This window comes from Nocardia sp. GCM10030253 (assembly GCF_042675075.1).
GTDB lineage: Bacteria > Actinomycetota > Actinomycetes > Mycobacteriales > Mycobacteriaceae > Nocardia.
Genome location: NZ_JBHTDL010000006.1, coordinates 54,390 through 69,696, shown reverse-complemented (window position 1 = coordinate 69,696; position 15,307 = coordinate 54,390). Strand labels below are relative to the sequence as shown.

Here is a 15,307-nt window from a genome sequence, read left to right as displayed (position 1 = left end):
GAGCGCCGACCCGCACACCTTCAACTGGATGCTGGCCAACTTCGTCCGTGACACCGACGGCGTCCGTGACACCGTCGCGGTGTCCTCGGACGGACTGCTCATCGCGATGTCCGACGGCTTGGACCGGACCGGCGCAGACCGGCTCGCCGCAATGGTGTCGGGCTTGTCCAGCCTGGCCAGGAGTGCTTCGCGCAGTTATTCGTTCGACGGTCTCGAGCTGATCATGATCGAGATGAAGCGCGGGTTCCTGCTGGTCTCGGCCCTCGGTGACGGCAGCTGCCTCGGCGTGATCGCCGATGGCGGTTGCGATATCGGCCTCGTCGGCTACGAGATGGCGGTGCTCGCCGAGCGTGCTGGTGCGCTGCTCGACCCGACCCTGATCTCGGAATTGCGAGAGACGTTGCGCAGATGAGAGATCCAGACCGGCCACGGTTGCCGGACCCGCGGATGATCCCGGTCAATCGGTTCGTCGGCTGGTTCGCACCTAACCAGCCACGGGACCGTCCCGACGACACGTTCGCCGAGGACCCGGCCGCCGACAGCGCCGACCGATTCGTCCGTCCCTTCGTCGTCACCGCGGGGCGCACCACTCCGCTGATGGATGGGCTGCGTATCGAAACGCTCGTGCAGGCTCCGCCCGCCGCCCTTTCGGCGCCGCTGCAATTCGAACAGCGCACCGTGGTGCGGCTGTGTCAGCGACCCCATTCCATCGCCGAGATCGGCACCGCGCTGCATGTGCCGGTCGGCGTCGCGAAAGTCATTGTCAGCGATCTCGCGGCCGGCGGCCATGTGTCGGTGCGCGACGCCCCAGAACTGTCCACCGCAGCCATCGAGAGGATCAGGGACCTTGTACGGGCACTCTGAAGTTCGGACACCAACCCCCGTCGAGCGGATGCCTTCGTCGGTGAAGATCGTGATCAGCGGCGGATTCGGTGTCGGCAAAACAACATTCATCGGCGCCATCTCCGAGATCGAGCCGCTGGTGACCGAGGCCGCGATGACCGAGGTCGCGGTCGGCGTCGACGATCCGGGCAGGCGCGCGGACAAAACGCAGACCACTGTCGCCCTCGACTTCGGTCGAATCACCCTGGACAGCTCGCTGATCCTCTACCTGTTCGGCACCCCGGGCCAGGACCGCTTCGTGTTCCTATGGGACGACCTGGTCGACGGCGCGCTCGGCGCGGTGATCGTGGTGGACACCGGCCGGGTCGAGGACTGCTATCCGGTGCTCGACTACTTCGAAGCACACAACACCCCGTTCGTCGTCGTGGTCAACCGCTTCGAGCAATGCGACCGGTTCGACCTCGACGAGGTCCGTGAAGCCCTTGACCTCGACGACTGGATCCCGGTGCTGGAATGCGACGCGCGGGAACGAGAATCGGTGAAGACGGTGCTTGTCGCGTTGCTGGAGCAGGTACTGCTGCACCGTTTGTCGGTGCCACAGGCCCGCGAGGTCGGGTAGCCGTTCGAGGACGTGGCAGAGCGCCCGACCGGCGTCGAGTTGTTCGCCGACGTCGGGATCGGGGCTGGGTGTCGAAGGCATCCTGCGGATACAGCGGCTTCGGGCCTCGCGCCTGTGGTGAGTCGTCGAGATCGCCGCGAACAGTTTTCTCAACTACGACGCGATCTTGCTCGACTGTGCGCTGATCGTCATCGGTGATGACGTCCTATCGGCCCGCGGTGTCAGCTACTGACCGCGCTGCATCCGAATGAACCTCGCGACCAGGCCTCGCTCGAGGTCTGGAGTTCACCGATTAGTTTTCCGCTGATGGTCCGTCATCAGTACTGTCCCCACGAGTTCGACAGAAGGTGAAACCAATGAGCAATGGCAAAGACCTCGCTCTGACCCACGTCGCGCTGCTGGTCGCGGACCAGGAGAAGGCGCTGGAGTTCTATCGGGATGTGATCGGCCTCGAGGTGCGCCAGGACATACCGTTCTTCGGCGTCCGCTGGCTGACCGTCGGCCCCGCGTCGCAGCCCGGCATCGAGTTCCTCCTCGAGGTCCCTGAGATGGTGCCGGACGAGGCGGCCAGCGAGGCGGCCCGCGCACGGCTGGCCAGCGGCGCGCAGGGCACGCTGATCTTCACCACGGACGCCGTCGACGACACTTTCGCCCGGCTGCGCGACGCGGGCGTCGAAGTCAGCCAGGAGCCGATCAGCCAGCCTTACGGCGTGCGAGACTGCGGTTTCCGCGACCCGTGGGGCAACCACCTCCGGTTCTCGCAGGTCCTGGGGTAGGCATTCCGGGTGGGACACAGAGCCGGTTCTTGCCGCTGCTGTACGTACTCGGCGGCATCAAGATCCGCAATATTCGACTCGTCAACGGCGTAGGCGACCATGACATCGACCGCAAAGTCGACGGCATCGGGCCCATGCAGCGCAAATCCGGCGTCGTCAAGAGGGTCTGAGCGCAGCGGTACACCGCTGCGCTCGAGGCCCATATCACCGCGAAGCCCTGATCTTGGCGCAGTAGTGTCGGGTACATGAGCGAACCGCGGATCGAGACGGATCAGGACGCGACCCGGCCGCTGCGGGACGACATCCGGTTTCTCGGTGGCGTCCTCGGCGACACCATCCGTGATCACGAGGGTCCGGAGGTGTTCGACCTCATCGAGCGGGTGCGCATCGAGGCATTCCGGGTGCGCCGCGAGGAGGTCGAACGCAGCGCCGTTGCGGAGATGCTCGACGGCGTCGACATCGCCGTCGCGCTTCCGCTGATCCGCGCGTTCACCTACTTCGTGCTGCTGGCCAATCTGGCCGAGGACATTCAGCGCGACCGCCGCCGCGCCGTACACGAGGCGGCAGGGGAGCCGCCGCAGGATTCATCGCTGGCCGCCACCTACCGCAAGCTCGACGCGGCTGCGCTCGACGGCGCGGAAGTCGCCGAACTGCTCGCCGATGCACTGGTGTCGCCGGTGATCACCGCGCATCCGACCGAAACCCGCCGTCGCACCGTATTCGACGTGCAGACCCGCATCACCGAGCTGATGCGGTTGCGTCAGCGCTACGCCGAGACCGAGCGCGAGCGCACCGACTTCGAGCTGGAGATCCGCCGCCAAGTGCTCACGCTGTGGCGGACCGCGCTGATCCGACTGCAGCGCCTGCGGATTCAGGACGAGATCGCAGTCGGGCTGCGCTACTACGAGATCACGCTGTTCGACGTCATCCCGGCGATCAACGCCGAGGTGCGGGCGGCGCTGCGGTCGCGCTGGCCGGGCGTCGAACTGTTGCCGCGGCCGATCCTGCGTCCCGGTTCGTGGATCGGTGGCGACCGCGACGGAAATCCCTATGTGACAGCGGAAGTGGTTGGCACTGCCGCACATCAGGCCTCGTCCGTCGCCTTCGGTCGATACCTGCGCGAACTGGTGGAACTGGAGAAGTCGCTGTCGCAGTCCGCGCGCCTGGTCCCGGTGACGCCGGAGGTGGCCGCGCTCGCCGCGACTGGCTATCCCGACCCGGCAACACATGCGGATGAGCCGTATCGCCGTGCTCTGCACAGGATTCGGTTGCGACTGGCGGCAACGGCCAGGCAAGCACTCGGAACTGTGCCCGGCGAATCGGGCGAAGGGCCGCGGACCCGCTCGACGCAGGACGCGGCCCAGTCGAGCGGGTCGCGGCCTGCCGCGGTGGCAGCAGCTGGGAGCGCAGCGGCGTCGAGCACGTCACCGGGCATGGTCAGTGGCGATGCGGCGGTTGTCGCGCAACCGTATCCGACACCGCAAGCGGTACTGGACGACTTGGACGCGATCGACGCTTCGATGCGCGCCAGCGGTGACGGCCTGCTGGCCGACGACCGGCTCGCGGCGTTGCGGCACGCGATCGAAACCTTCGGTTTCCATCTGCAGGGCCTGGACATGCGCCAGAACTCGGAGGTGCATGAGCAGGTCGTCGCGGAACTGCTGGCCTGGGCCGGTGTGCATCCCGACTATGCGAGCCTGTCCGAAGCCCAGCGGGTGGACCTGCTGGCCACCGAGCTGCGTACCCGCCGTCCGTTGCTCGGCCCGCATGCACGGTTGAGTGAGCTCGCGACCAAGGAGCTCGGCATCGTCCGTGCCGCACGGGAAGTCGTGCAGACCTTCGGCACGGAGGCGGTGCCGAACTACATCATCAGCATGTGCACCTCGGTCAGCGACATGCTGGAGGCAGCACTGTTGCTGAAGGAGGGCGGCCTGCTCGATCCAGGCGAGCCGGACGGCCCGCCGAGCTGCTCGGTGGGCATCGTGCCGCTGTTCGAAACCATCGAGGACCTGGGTGCGGGTGCTGCGACCCTCGCCGCCGCGTTGGACGTTCCGGTCTATCGAGAGCTGGTGTCCGCCAAGGGAATGCGGCAGGAGGTGATGCTCGGCTATTCCGACTCCAACAAGGACGGCGGGTATCTGGCCGCCAACTGGGCGCTCTACCGAGCGGAGCTCGACCTGGTCGAGGTGGCACGCAAGACCGGAATTCGCCTGCGGCTCTTCCACGGTCGCGGCGGCACCGTCGGCCGCGGCGGTGGCCGCAGCTACGACGCCATTCTGGCGCAGCCCGCGGGCGCTGTGCAGGGTTCGCTGCGGCTGACCGAGCAGGGCGAGGTCATCGCCGCCAAGTACGCGGAATCCGGTGCCGCACACCGCAACCTGGAATCGCTCATCGCGGGCACGCTGGAATCGACGCTGCTCGATGTCGAGGGCCTCGGTCCCGACGCCGAGCCTTCTTACGAACTGATGGACGATCTTGCCGCTCGCGCTCGCGCCGCGTACTCGCGCCTGGTGCATGAAACTCCGGGATTTGTCCAGTATTTCCGCCAGTCGACGCCGGTCGCCGAGGTCGGCGACCTGAACATCGGCAGCAGGCCCGCCTCGCGCAAACCGACCAACTCGGTCTACGACCTGCGCGCCATCCCCTGGGTGATGTCGTGGAGCCAAGCTCGGGTAATGCTGCCCGGCTGGTACGGCACCGGTTCCGCGTTGGAGGAGTGGATCGATGGCGACCCCGACCGCCTCGCCACCCTCGCCGACCTCTACCGCCGCTGGCCGTTCTTCCGCACCGTGCTGTCGAACCTGGCCCAGGTGCTGGCCAAGAGCGACCTCGACATCGCCGCCCGCTACGCCGAGCTGGTCGACGATATCGCCCTGCGCGAGCAGATCTTCGGCATGATCCGCGACGAGCACGCTCGCACCATCCGCATGCACGCCGCCATCACCGGAAACAACCAGCTACTCGCCGACAACCCGAGCCTGGCCGAGTCAATCCACAACCGCTTCCCTTACCTGGAACCGCTGAACCAGATGCAAGTAGAGCTACTGCGACGTCTACGCGCCGGCGACGACTCCGAACTCGTCAAGCGCGGCATCCTACTGACCATGAACGGCCTCGCCACAGCGCTACGCAACTCCGGCTAACCCCCGGCCCCCAACCACCCAACCCCCTCCCCGCGCCCGCGGATAGCCGGTCTTCCGGGGTGCGCGGTGTCGGGTTCTGTCGTGGGGGCTGGTTGCGGTGGCGTTGTAGGGATTTGCGAGATCGAACGAGACTGCTTGGCTCGACCTTCGAAACAGGTCCTCGGCGCGCCTATTCCGTGACGAAGGCGATGGCGTCGATCTCGACGAGCATCTCTTCGCGTGGCAGTCCCGTGAAGACGGTGGTCCGGCTCGGCAGCACGTCGCCGGTGGTGTTGGCGGTGACGAATTCGCCGTAGGCGTCGTTCATGGTGGCGAAGTCGTCGCGGGTGGTGAGGTAGACGCGCAGCATTACCACGTCGTCGAAGGTGGCGCCGCTGGCGTCGATGATCGCTTTGACGTTCTGCAGCGTCCGGATGGTTTGTGCCGCAACATCTCCGGGGAACAGGTACTCATTGGTCACCGGGTCCACCGGGCCCTGGCCGGAGACCTGGACGAAAGGTCCCTTGCGGACGCCCTGGGAGAAGGTGTGCGCGGGGGCGGGGGCGTCGGTGGTGCGGATGGCGATCTTCTCACTCATGGGTCAGCCTTTCGTCGCGGTGGACAGTCGGCTGGGCGTCCAGCCGAGTTCGGTGGAAATGGCATCGGCCGCCGCGCGCAGCCGTGGTAGTTCGGCCAGTACCTGATCGTGGTCGAGCAGCATGTCCGGTACGGACATCGACACCGCGGCTACCACCGCGCCGGTGCCGTTGCGCACCGGAACCCCGATGCAGTTGACGAAGCTCTCGTGCTCCTCGTGATCCTCCGCATAGCCCTGCGTGGCAACGAGTTCCAGCTCCGCAAGGTATCGCTCGGGAGTGCGTATGGTGCGTTCGGTGAACTCGGGGTAGTCGAGACGTTCCGCGACCGCTTGCCATTCCGCACGCGGCTGGCCGGCGACGAGCACCTTCCCGACGGCCGTGCAGTGCAGCGGGGCGGGCCGTCCGATCCGGGAGTACATGCGCACGCTCTGAATCGCATCGAACTTGTCGATGTATATGGCCTCGCCCGATTCGTAGGTGGCGAGGTGAATCGTCTGTCCGGTACCGGAATTGAGCGCACTCAGGTGTGGGCGCGCGATGGTGCGGACATCGCGCTGTTCGAGTGCCCGATTGGCCAACTCGAAAAGCCGCGAGCCCAACACGTACTGATGCTGGCTGTCGTGCGTGACGAAGCGCTGCGACTCCATGGTCTGTAGCAGCCGCAGCACCGTCGACTTGTGTACGCCGAGCTCGGTCGCCAGCTGATCCAGCGACCGCGAGTCCTCTCCGAGTGACATGAGAATGGTCAACGCGCGCAACAGACTCTGGCTCATGACTTTGCCTTACCGCTCATAACGCCACATTCTCCGGTCACGACCGCCTCGGCGTAATGCACTCGGGCCCAGGCGGACTCGTCGAGCACCGCGAGCGACTCCAGTACCTCGGGCGACGGCAGTTCCGCGACATCACCGGTCCCGGTCAGTGCCGCCGCCGCGCACAGATGCCCGAGCCGCAGCCGTTGCGCCAGCGTGCGCCCGTGTAGTAGCGCCGACAGATACCCGCCCGCGAACGCGTCGCCCGCTCCGATCCGCTCGGTGACATCGAGTTCGAGCGCGGGCACCTCCACCCGGTCGCTGCCGGAGAACCCGGTCACCGAGTGCTCGTTGTTCTTGACCACCAGATGTGCCGGTTCCGGGAACAGCGCGCGCAACCGGTCCGCGTCGTCGACACCGAACACCGCACCCGCCTCATCGGCGCCGAGGAAAACCACGTCACTGCCGCGGACATGCCGGGCGAGCACGTCCGCCGCCCGCTCGGGTCGACCGGCCCACAGTGCCGGTCGGAAGTTCAGATCGAAGCTGACGAGTCTGTCGCGTCGAGGCATCGAGATCAGCGCGTCGGTGAGTCCGGTGGCCGATTCCGACAGCGCGGTGGTGATCCCGGTGAAGTGCACGGCATCGCAGTGGTCGAGCAGGCCTGCCGCGGCAGTGACAGCGAGCTCGGCGGTGGACAGTGCGCTGGCCGCGGACCCGGTGCGGTAGTACAGCATTCGGCTGGCCCGCTCCGCCAGATCCGTCGCCCTGCCCGAGCCGCTACCGCGCTCCTTGACATAGACCGCGGTGGGGCGGGTCGGATCGGTCACGACCGCGGACACATCCACGCCGCGATCGGCGAGATGCTCCACCAGGTATCGGCCGAACCCGTCGTCGCCGACCCGGGAGATCCACGCGGCGTCGACACCGAGCTGGGCAAGCACGGTGGCCACATTCGACTCGGCGCCGCCTGCGGTGCGCTCGAAAATTTCCGAGTCCTCCAGCGGGCCGGGACGCGCCACCAGGACGGCAAGCCCTTCTCCGATGGTCACCGCCCGCGCGCGGGTCGATGTACGCCACCTCACACCGATCTCCTTCCTGCCCTTGCGACCAACGGCCATCCCGTGCAGAATAACCACACAAAACACGATATGCAACATGCGTTGCAAAATATGCAATGCACGGAATGTATGACTCGAGCACGGGAAGGGACGCCGTGGCGATCGACGAGAAAGCCGTTGCCGCACTGGAAGACCGGGTGCTCGGTCCGGAGCACAAGGGTCTGCCACCCGCGGCTTGGGGCCGCACGGTCCGGGAATTCCTGGGCTCGGCGCCCTATCTCGACGAGTTCGAGACACCGGTGCTGACGGTGGATCGGGCGGCTGTTGCCGCCAATATCGCGGTGATGGCCGACTGGGCCCGGGCCGCGGGCGTGCGCCTGGCTCCGCACGGGAAAACCACCATGGCGCCGCAACTGTGGGCGCAGCAACTGGCCGCGGGCAGTTGGGGCATCACCTTGGCCACCGTGTGGCAGGTCCAGCTCGCGCGTTCCTTCGGTGTCGGTCGCATCGTGCTCGCCAACGCTCTCGTCGACCCGGTCGGGTTGCATTGGGTCGCCGCGGAATCGGCGCAGGACCCATCCTTCGAGTTTGTCTGCTGGGCCGACAGCGTCGAGACGGTCGCGCTGATGGACCAGCACCTCCGAGCGGCGCCGGGAAATGCCCGTATCCGGGTGATCGCCGAACTCGGCGGCCCGCACGGCCGTACCGGTGCGCGCACCGTGGCGGCCGCGCACGCCATCGCCGCGGCGGTGGACCGTTCCGAGCGGCTGACGCTGGCAGGCGTCGGCGGCTATGAGGGCGCCCTCGCTCATGACCGCACTCCGGACGCCGTGGCCGCCGTCCGCCACTATCTCGACGAACTCGCCCGGCTACACCGCGAACTCGCCGCCGCAGGGCGCTACCGCGACGGCGCGATCATTACCGCGGGCGGTAGCGCCTACCAGGACCTGGTTGTCGAGTGTCTGGCCGGACTCGCCGACGAGCAAGGCACACAGGGCATTCCGACCACGGTGGTGCTGCGTTCCGGGGCGTACATCATCCATGACGACGGCTTCTACGCGGGCGTCTCGCCGCTGGCCGCACCGCGCAGCGAGCGCCCGCTGCGCTCGGCGATGCACGGCTGGGCGCGGACCGTGTCGCGACCGGAGCCGGAGCTCGCGCTACTGGACGCGGGGAAGCGTGATCTTCCCTTCGATGAGGGGCTTCCGGTTCCGCAACATATTGCGGGACCGGAGGACTCACTCAATCCGGCCGCGACAGTGTCGGCGCTCAACGACCAGCACACCTTCCTCCGGCTGCCGGGCAGCACGGCCGAGGAGGTGCCGGTCGGCAGCGTGGTGCGCCTCGGCCTGTCGCATCCATGCACCGCCTTCGACAAATGGCGGCTCATCCCGGTGATCGACGACGCGGACGCCGAACGTCCGCGCGTCGTCGACCTCCTGCACACGTTCTTCTGACGCCCATGACCGACTTACTGTTTCGCGATATCGACATCGTCGACGGTACCGGCGCACCCCGCTTCCGCGGTGACGTGCTCATCGATCGCGGCCGGATCGCCAAGATCGCCGAGCCGCGCACGCTGACCGCTGCGGCAAGGACCATCGATGCCGCGCCGGGATCGATACTGGCCCCCGGCTTCATCGACATGCACGCTCACTCCGACCTGCACTTGCTCACCGAGCCAGGTCATTTTCCGAAGATCAGTCAGGGCATCACCACCGAGGTCCTCGGACAGGACGGACTGTCCTACGCTCCGATCGACGACGCCACCCTGTCGGTGTTGCGGCGCCAGATCGCCGGGTGGAATGGCAATCCCACGAATCTGGACTTCTCCTGGCGCACTGTCGCCGAGTACCTGGACCGCCTCGACCGGGGCATCACACCCAATGCCGCCTATCTGGTGCCGCAGGGCACGCTGCGGCTGCTCGTCGTCGGCAGCGAAAAGCGCCCGGCGACTGTGAATGAAATACGCCGGATGCGGGAGTTGCTCGCCCAGGGTCTGCGCGAGGGTGCGGTCGGTATGTCGAGTGGGCTCACCTACACGCCGGGGATGTATGCCGACACCGGCGAACTCGCCGCGCTGTGCGAGGTCGTCGCGGACTTCGGCGGATTCTATGCCCCGCACACCCGCTCCTACGGCGCGGGCGCGCTCGAGGCGTATGCCGAAATGATCGAGCTGGCGCGCAGCACCGGCTGCGCACTCCATCTCACGCACGCCACCATGAACTTCGGCGTCAATCGTGGTCGCGCGCCGGAGTTCCTGGCGCTGGTCGATGCCGCTCGCACCGAGGGGTGCGACATCACGCTGGACACCTACCCGTATCTACCCGGTGCGACAACGCTTTCCGCGCTGCTGCCGAGCTGGGCGATGTCGGGAGGCCCGGACGCGGCACTGGCCAGGATCGACGACCCCACGATGCGTGCGCGAATCACCCTCGACGTCAACGTGAACGGCTCCGACGGCTGCCACGGCGTCACCGTCGAATGGGAGACCATTCAGATCAGCGGTGTCGCCAACGCGGAACTGGACCGGTATGTCGGCAAGACCATCGATCAGATCGCCGACGAGGCCGGCGTCGAGCCGGTAACGGTGTTCTTCGACCTGCTGCGCCGCGACCTGCTGGCCACCACGATCTTGCAGCACGTCGGCCACGAGGAGAACGTGCGCGCCATCATGGTGCACCCCGGCCACATGGGCGGCAGCGACGCATTACTGGTCGGCGACCGGCCGCACCCGAGGGCGTGGGGCACCTTCCCCCGCTACCTCGGCCACTACGTTCGCGATCTCGGAGTCCTCGAGCTGGAGGACTGCGTGCATCACCTCACCGGCAGGCCCGCCGACCGGCTCCGGCTCAGCGACCGTGGGCTCGTCTTCACCGGGTACGCCGCGGATCTCGTGCTGTTCGATCCGGCGGCCATCACCGACACCGCGACCTTCGACAACCCGAAACAGCAGGCGCGCGGCATCCAGCATGTGCTGGTCAACGGTGAGTTCGCCATCGAAAACGGTGCGCCGACAGGCATACTCGCCGGCCGCGCGCTGCGCATGGATTCCTCGAGGAAGGAGACATATTGACCGCCGACGCTCTCGAGGTCATCCGCACCGACCGGGTGCTCAGCGTGGTTCGCGCGCCGCAGATCCCGGACCCGGCGGCGCTGGCGGATGCCTTGGCGCGGTCCGGAATTCGCGCGCTCGAACTCACCTTCACCACGCCGGGTGTGCTCGGCTACCTGCGTGCGGCCGCCGCGGCCGCGGCCGCCGTGCTCGGCGTCGGTACCGTGCTGACCGCCGATCAGGCCAAGGCAGCGATCGACAACGGCGCGCGGTTCCTGGTCACCCCCGGGCTGCGCCGGGAGGTCGCCGCCGTCGCTACCCAGCACGACATCCCGGTGGTGATGGGCGCTTTCACGCCGAGCGAGGTGCTCACCGCGCTCGACCTCGGCGCCGCCGCGGTCAAAATCTTCCCCGCACGAGCACTGGGCCCCGGCTACCTGAAAGACCTGCGCGGACCCTTCCCCGATGCCGCGCTCATTCCCTCGGGCGGGGTCAACGCGGGCAATGCCGCCGAATTCCTCGCCAACGGGGCCGTGGCCGTCACCGCGGGCACCGATGTCGTTTCTCCCTCCGACGTCGCCGCGGGCCGATGGTCCGACATTGCCGCGCGCGCGGCGTCATTCGTTCGATCCATGAATTGAGAGGTACCCCATGGGCGCCACCGTCGATTGGCTGCGCACCACCACCCCCGGGCTGTTGGTGCTCTGCGGTCTCGCAATCGCCGTACTGCTGCTTGCCATCATCAAAGTCAAGCTGGAACCGTTCATCGCGCTGCTGCTCACCGGGCTCGGGCTGGCGCTGGCCGCTGGATTGCCGGTGTCGAAGATTGTCGGCACCGCGATCAAGCCGGGAGATTCACTGCTGGAGACCGGCTTCGGCGGCATCCTCGGGCACATCGCGGTCATCATCGGCCTCGGCACGGTGCTCGGTGCGATTCTCGAACGTTCTGGTGGCGCGGATGTGTTGACCGGCAAGCTGCTCGGTGTATTCGGTGAGAAGGGCGCTCCGGTGGCGATGGGCCTGCTCGGGCTCATCTTCGGCATCCCGGTCTTCTTCGACATCGGCATCTTCGTGCTGGCGCCGCTGGTCTACGTGGCCGCCAAGCGCGGTGGACGGTCGCTGGTGCTGTACGCGATGCCGATGCTCGCGGGTCTGTCGATGACGCATGCCTTCCTGCCGCCGCACCCCGGCCCGGTCGCGCTCGGCGGCTTGCTCGGCGTCAGCCTCGGCTGGCTGATTCTGATGGGATTCGTCTGCGGTATACCGGGATTCATCGCTGCGGGCATTGTGTGGGGCACCTACATCGGCAAGCGTGTGCAGGTGGAGGTCCCGGAGGAGTTCCTCGTCCGTCCGGAAGCCGCGGCCCCGGCACCGGTCGCCGGTGACGGCCCCGGCACCGCAACGAATCCGGGCTCGACCGCAACGAAGACCGTGACCAGCGCGCCTCCCGTCGCTGTCATCGGCGGCATCATCGCCATCCCGCTGCTGCTGATCCTCGGCGCCACCTTCGGCACCCAGTGGCTGGACAAGCAGTCGCAACTGCTACAGGTGCTGACCTTCCTCGGCACGCCGGCCGTTGCGCTGCTCATCGCGGTGCTCGTCGCCTTCTACGTGCTCGGCGTGCGCCGCGGTTCCAGCGTGCAGGAGCTCAGCACCCTCACAGCGGAATCGCTGAAGCCCGTCGGCATGCTGCTGCTGGTCGTCGGCGCGGGTGCGTTCTTCGGAAAGGTCATCTCCGCCACCGGAATCGGCACCGCTCTCGCCGACACCATGTCGGCCGCGGGCCTGCCGGTGATCGTGCTCGCCTACATCATCAGCTGTGGCCTGCGCATCGCCCAGGGTTCGGCCACCGTCGCCATTGTGACCACCGGCGGCATCGTGGCACCGCTGGTCGCGGGCAACGGCTACTCGCAGCTGTCCATCGCGCTGATCGCCATGGCCATCGCGGCGGGCTCGATCATCCTCAGCCATGTCAACGACGGCGGTTTCTGGATTATCGCCAAGTACTTCAACCTGACGGTGAAGCAGACGCTGCAGACCTGGACCGTACTCGAAACGGTGCTGTCGGTGGTGAGTTTCGCGGTGGCCGCGATACTCTTCGCGATCGTCAGCTGAGCTGCGCGCGAACCATCGTTTTCAGCCCGGTGCGTGGGTCGAACCCCGGCATCCTGCTGAGCCTCTGGGGCCGTGGCTTTCGAGCCGCGGCCCTAGCGAGTTTCCGGGGCAGGATCGGGCTGGGAGAAATCCCGCAGGGCCAGGTCGCAGCGGATGGCTTGGGCGCGCAGGGCGGTGGCGAGTTCCTGCGGGCCGCTGAGCAAGGTGAAGTCGATGTCGGTCGAGGTGATCATCCAGACGAGTGCCTCGGGAGTATCGGCGCCGACGTGCAGGTGGCAGCTGTGCTCGTCGACGGCCTCGACGACGCCCATGCCGGGCCACACGATGCCGGACGCTTCCGCCGCGGACTTGTGTAGCAGTACGGTCGCCTGAAATGGCCAGCTCCGTGTCGAGAGCTGGAGTGAAAGATATGCCGCGACATCGCCTTCCGGGATTTCGCGCGGGGTGAACCGCGGCCCGGTCGGCGTCCGTGGAGTGATGCGGTCGGCGCGAAAGCTGCGCCAGTCGGCCCGGTCGACATCCCAGGCGACGAGATACCAGCGCCTGCTGAAGTGCACAAGGCCGTGCGGTTCAACCGAGCGCACGCTGGTCGACCCGCTGTGCGCGCGGTAGTCGAAGCGCAGCCGCTCCCGGCGCTGGCATGCCTCGGCGATGGCCATCAGCGTGTCCGGCTCGACCGCCGCGCCCGGCACCCCGACCCGGACGGTGGCGCCGCGCAGTGTGCGGACCCGGTGGCGCAGCCGCGGCGGCAGCACTTGCTCCAGCTTGGTGAGCGCGCGCAACGAGGACTCCTCGATGCCCGCGACGGTGCCGTCGGAGGCGCTGCGCAGGCCGACCGCTACGGCGACGGCCTCCTCGTCGTCGAGCAGCAGCGGCGGCAGCGCGGCGCCCGCGCCGAGTCGATAGCCCGCCGTCCCCCGGGTGGCGTGCACCGGATATCCGAGCTCGCGCAGGCGCTCCACGTCGCGGCGGACGGTCCGGGTGGTGACGTCCAGGCGTTCGGCGAGATCGGCGCCGGTCCAATCCCGATGGGTCTGCAGCAGCGCGAGCAGTCTGAGCAACCGCGCCGAGGTTTCCAACATGTCTTCGAGAATGCCACACGCTTAGGAACGAACCTGTCCTAATCGGGACATAGTGTTGCCGTTATGAGCACCGAACAGGACATTCGCCCCTTCCGCATCGAGATCCCGCAGGAGCAGATCGACGACTTGAACGCCCGGCTGGCGAACATCTTGTGGCCCGACGAATTGCCCGGCGTCGGTTGGGATTACGGCATGCCAGTCTCCTACCTTAAGCAGCTCGCCGACTACTGGCGTACCGGCTACGACTGGCGGGCCCAGGAGGCGCGACTGAACGAGATCCCGCAGTTCATCACCGAAATCGACGGGCAGACAGTGCATTTCCTGCATGTGCGTTCGCCGGAACCGGATGCGCTGCCGCTGGTGCTCAGTCACGGCTGGCCTGCCTCGTTCGTCGAGTTCCTGGAGGTGATCGGCCCGTTGACCGATCCACGCGCGCACGGCGGCGATCCCGCCGACGCCTTCCATGTGGTGGTCCCGTCGCTGCCCGGCTTCGCCTTCTCCGGCCCGACCGAGAAGGTGGGGGACGGGTCGACCGAGCGGTATGCCCAGGTCGTCGCCGAACTCATGGCTCGGCTCGGCTATGACCGCTATGGCGCGCAGGGCGGCGATGCCGGGTACTTCGTGTCCACGGAACTGGGCCGCATCGCGACCGAGCACCTCGTCGGTATCCATGTGAACGGGCCGATCACGATCCCGTCCTTCGGCGGCGACGAGCAGTCGTGGGACAGCGAAGACTCCGGGGGTGCGGGCGAACAGCCCTGGGGCGGTTCGGAATCCGAGTACAGCGCCGAGGACCAGGCGCGGCTGGAGGCGATGACCGGGCCGGACAGCTACACCCGCTACGGGTATGCCATGGTGCAATCGGGCCGTCCGCAGACCCTGGCCATCGGCATGCACGACTCCCCGGCCGGTCTCCTGTCCTGGATCGTCGACATGTTCCAGCGCTGGACGAACCCGGCCAAGGAACTGCCGGAGGACGCGGTGAACCTCGATTCGGTGCTCACCAATGTCAGCATCTACTGGTTCACCAAGACCTTCGCGTCCTCGATCCGGCTCTATCGAGAGTCGAACTCCTGGGGTGTGGACCTGAAGAACTCCGGAGTGCCGACGGGCGCGGCGATCTTCCCCGGCGACAATTCCATCCGGAAACTCGCCGAGCAGGCCCACAACATCGTGCGCTGGACGGAATACGACCGCGGTGGTCACTTCGCGGCGATGGAGGCGCCCGATCTGCTGACCACCGACGTCCGCGAGTTCTTCCGCCCGCTGCGGTGAATCGCCGA

General features: G+C 67.2%; 14 protein-coding genes and 1 pseudogene. 11 read left to right on the top strand and 4 right to left on the bottom strand.

Features of this window, described 5'->3' with window-relative positions; all coding sequences use genetic code 11:
- Positions 1-28 precede the first annotated feature (28 nt).
- From ACFQZZ_RS12585 to ppc, 6 genes and pseudogenes are all read left to right on the top strand, one after another.
- Positions 29-412, top strand: a complete 384-nt coding sequence (locus ACFQZZ_RS12585; RefSeq protein ID WP_378680480.1) for a roadblock/LC7 domain-containing protein — start codon at positions 29-31, stop codon at positions 410-412.
- Positions 409-864, top strand: coding sequence for a DUF742 domain-containing protein (locus ACFQZZ_RS12580; RefSeq protein WP_378678635.1), 456 nt, complete (start codon positions 409-411; stop codon positions 862-864). Before ACFQZZ_RS12585 ends, ACFQZZ_RS12580 begins: the two co-directional genes overlap by 4 nt.
- Before the next feature lie 49 nt (positions 865-913).
- Entirely contained in the window at positions 914-1,462 is a 549-nt protein-coding gene (locus tag ACFQZZ_RS12575; RefSeq protein ID WP_378680478.1) for an ATP/GTP-binding protein, read from the top strand.
- 356 nt (positions 1,463-1,818) lie between these two features.
- On the top strand, positions 1,819-2,238 hold the full coding sequence (locus ACFQZZ_RS12570; RefSeq protein WP_378678632.1) for a VOC family protein: 420 nt from the start codon (positions 1,819-1,821) through the stop codon (positions 2,236-2,238).
- A 53-nt stretch (positions 2,239-2,291) separates the two neighbouring features.
- Positions 2,292-2,408, top strand: a pseudogene (locus ACFQZZ_RS12565) (PhnA domain-containing protein); the annotation flags it as partial.
- 75 nt (positions 2,409-2,483) lie between these two features.
- Positions 2,484-5,381 (top strand): phosphoenolpyruvate carboxylase, encoded by a 2,898-nt coding sequence (gene ppc / locus ACFQZZ_RS12560; RefSeq protein WP_378678630.1) that lies wholly within the window; start codon positions 2,484-2,486, stop codon positions 5,379-5,381.
- 169 nt (positions 5,382-5,550) lie between these two features.
- On the opposite strand, the gene ACFQZZ_RS12555 is transcribed toward ppc, so the two are convergent.
- From ACFQZZ_RS12555 to ACFQZZ_RS12545, 3 genes are read right to left on the bottom strand one after another with little or no spacing between them, the layout of a single operon-like run.
- On the bottom strand, positions 5,551-5,958 hold the full coding sequence (locus tag ACFQZZ_RS12555; protein ID WP_378678627.1) for a RidA family protein: 408 nt from the start codon (positions 5,956-5,958) through the stop codon (positions 5,551-5,553).
- A gap of 3 nt (positions 5,959-5,961) precedes the next feature.
- Entirely contained in the window at positions 5,962-6,732 is a 771-nt protein-coding gene (locus ACFQZZ_RS12550) for an IclR family transcriptional regulator (protein WP_378678624.1), read from the bottom strand.
- On the bottom strand, positions 6,729-7,796 hold the full coding sequence (locus ACFQZZ_RS12545; RefSeq protein ID WP_378678621.1) for a sugar kinase: 1,068 nt from the start codon (positions 7,794-7,796) through the stop codon (positions 6,729-6,731). Before ACFQZZ_RS12545 ends, ACFQZZ_RS12550 begins: the two co-directional genes overlap by 4 nt.
- A 101-nt stretch (positions 7,797-7,897) precedes the next feature.
- Between ACFQZZ_RS12545 and ACFQZZ_RS12540 the strand changes: the two genes are divergently transcribed.
- Genes ACFQZZ_RS12540 through ACFQZZ_RS12525 form a run of 4 tightly spaced genes read left to right on the top strand, consistent with a single transcriptional unit; the run spans position 7,898 to position 12,942 of the window.
- A complete protein-coding gene (locus ACFQZZ_RS12540) occupies positions 7,898-9,229 on the top strand; it encodes an amino acid deaminase (RefSeq protein WP_378678620.1) in 1,332 nt (443 codons plus the stop codon).
- Between the two features lie 5 nt (positions 9,230-9,234).
- Positions 9,235-10,848, top strand: coding sequence for an amidohydrolase family protein (locus ACFQZZ_RS12535; RefSeq protein ID WP_378678617.1), 1,614 nt, complete (start codon positions 9,235-9,237; stop codon positions 10,846-10,848).
- Positions 10,845-11,468, top strand: coding sequence for a bifunctional 4-hydroxy-2-oxoglutarate aldolase/2-dehydro-3-deoxy-phosphogluconate aldolase (locus ACFQZZ_RS12530; protein ID WP_378678614.1), 624 nt, complete (start codon positions 10,845-10,847; stop codon positions 11,466-11,468). Before ACFQZZ_RS12535 ends, ACFQZZ_RS12530 begins: the two co-directional genes overlap by 4 nt.
- 10 nt (positions 11,469-11,478) lie before the next feature.
- The gene (locus tag ACFQZZ_RS12525; protein WP_378678611.1) at positions 11,479-12,942 is read left to right on the top strand and encodes a GntP family permease; all 1,464 of its coding nucleotides are present in this window, start codon (positions 11,479-11,481) and stop codon (positions 12,940-12,942) included.
- A 92-nt stretch (positions 12,943-13,034) separates the two neighbouring features.
- Here the strand turns inward: ACFQZZ_RS12525 and ACFQZZ_RS12520 are convergent, their stop codons facing one another.
- Positions 13,035-14,024: a helix-turn-helix transcriptional regulator gene (locus tag ACFQZZ_RS12520; protein WP_378678609.1), complete on the bottom strand. Its 990-nt coding sequence runs from the start codon at positions 14,022-14,024 to the stop codon at positions 13,035-13,037.
- A 63-nt stretch (positions 14,025-14,087) separates the two neighbouring features.
- Between ACFQZZ_RS12520 and ACFQZZ_RS12515 the strand changes: the two genes are divergently transcribed.
- The gene (locus ACFQZZ_RS12515) at positions 14,088-15,299 is read left to right on the top strand and encodes an epoxide hydrolase family protein (protein WP_378678606.1); all 1,212 of its coding nucleotides are present in this window, start codon (positions 14,088-14,090) and stop codon (positions 15,297-15,299) included.
- Positions 15,300-15,307: the final 8 nt, after the last annotated feature.

Bases quoted from the DNA above. Each gene is read 5' to 3' on its own strand.
- ACFQZZ_RS12585 (WP_378680480.1), top strand. From the start codon at position 29: ATGCTGGCCAACTTCGTCCGTGACACCGACGGCGTCCGTGACACCGTC.
- ACFQZZ_RS12580 (WP_378678635.1), top strand. From the start codon at position 409: ATGAGAGATCCAGACCGGCCACGGTTGCCGGACCCGCGGATGATCCCG.
- ACFQZZ_RS12570 (WP_378678632.1), top strand. From the start codon at position 1,819: ATGAGCAATGGCAAAGACCTCGCTCTGACCCACGTCGCGCTGCTGGTC.
- ppc (WP_378678630.1), top strand. From the start codon at position 2,484: ATGAGCGAACCGCGGATCGAGACGGATCAGGACGCGACCCGGCCGCTG.
- ACFQZZ_RS12555 (WP_378678627.1), bottom strand. From the start codon at position 5,958: ATGAGTGAGAAGATCGCCATCCGCACCACCGACGCCCCCGCCCCCGCG.
- ACFQZZ_RS12550 (WP_378678624.1), bottom strand. From the start codon at position 6,732: ATGAGCCAGAGTCTGTTGCGCGCGTTGACCATTCTCATGTCACTCGGA.
- ACFQZZ_RS12540 (WP_378678620.1), top strand. From the start codon at position 7,898: ATGTATGACTCGAGCACGGGAAGGGACGCCGTGGCGATCGACGAGAAA.
- ACFQZZ_RS12535 (WP_378678617.1), top strand. From the start codon at position 9,235: ATGACCGACTTACTGTTTCGCGATATCGACATCGTCGACGGTACCGGC.
- ACFQZZ_RS12525 (WP_378678611.1), top strand. From the start codon at position 11,479: ATGGGCGCCACCGTCGATTGGCTGCGCACCACCACCCCCGGGCTGTTG.
- ACFQZZ_RS12520 (WP_378678609.1), bottom strand. From the start codon at position 14,024: ATGTTGGAAACCTCGGCGCGGTTGCTCAGACTGCTCGCGCTGCTGCAG.
- ACFQZZ_RS12515 (WP_378678606.1), top strand. From the start codon at position 14,088: ATGAGCACCGAACAGGACATTCGCCCCTTCCGCATCGAGATCCCGCAG.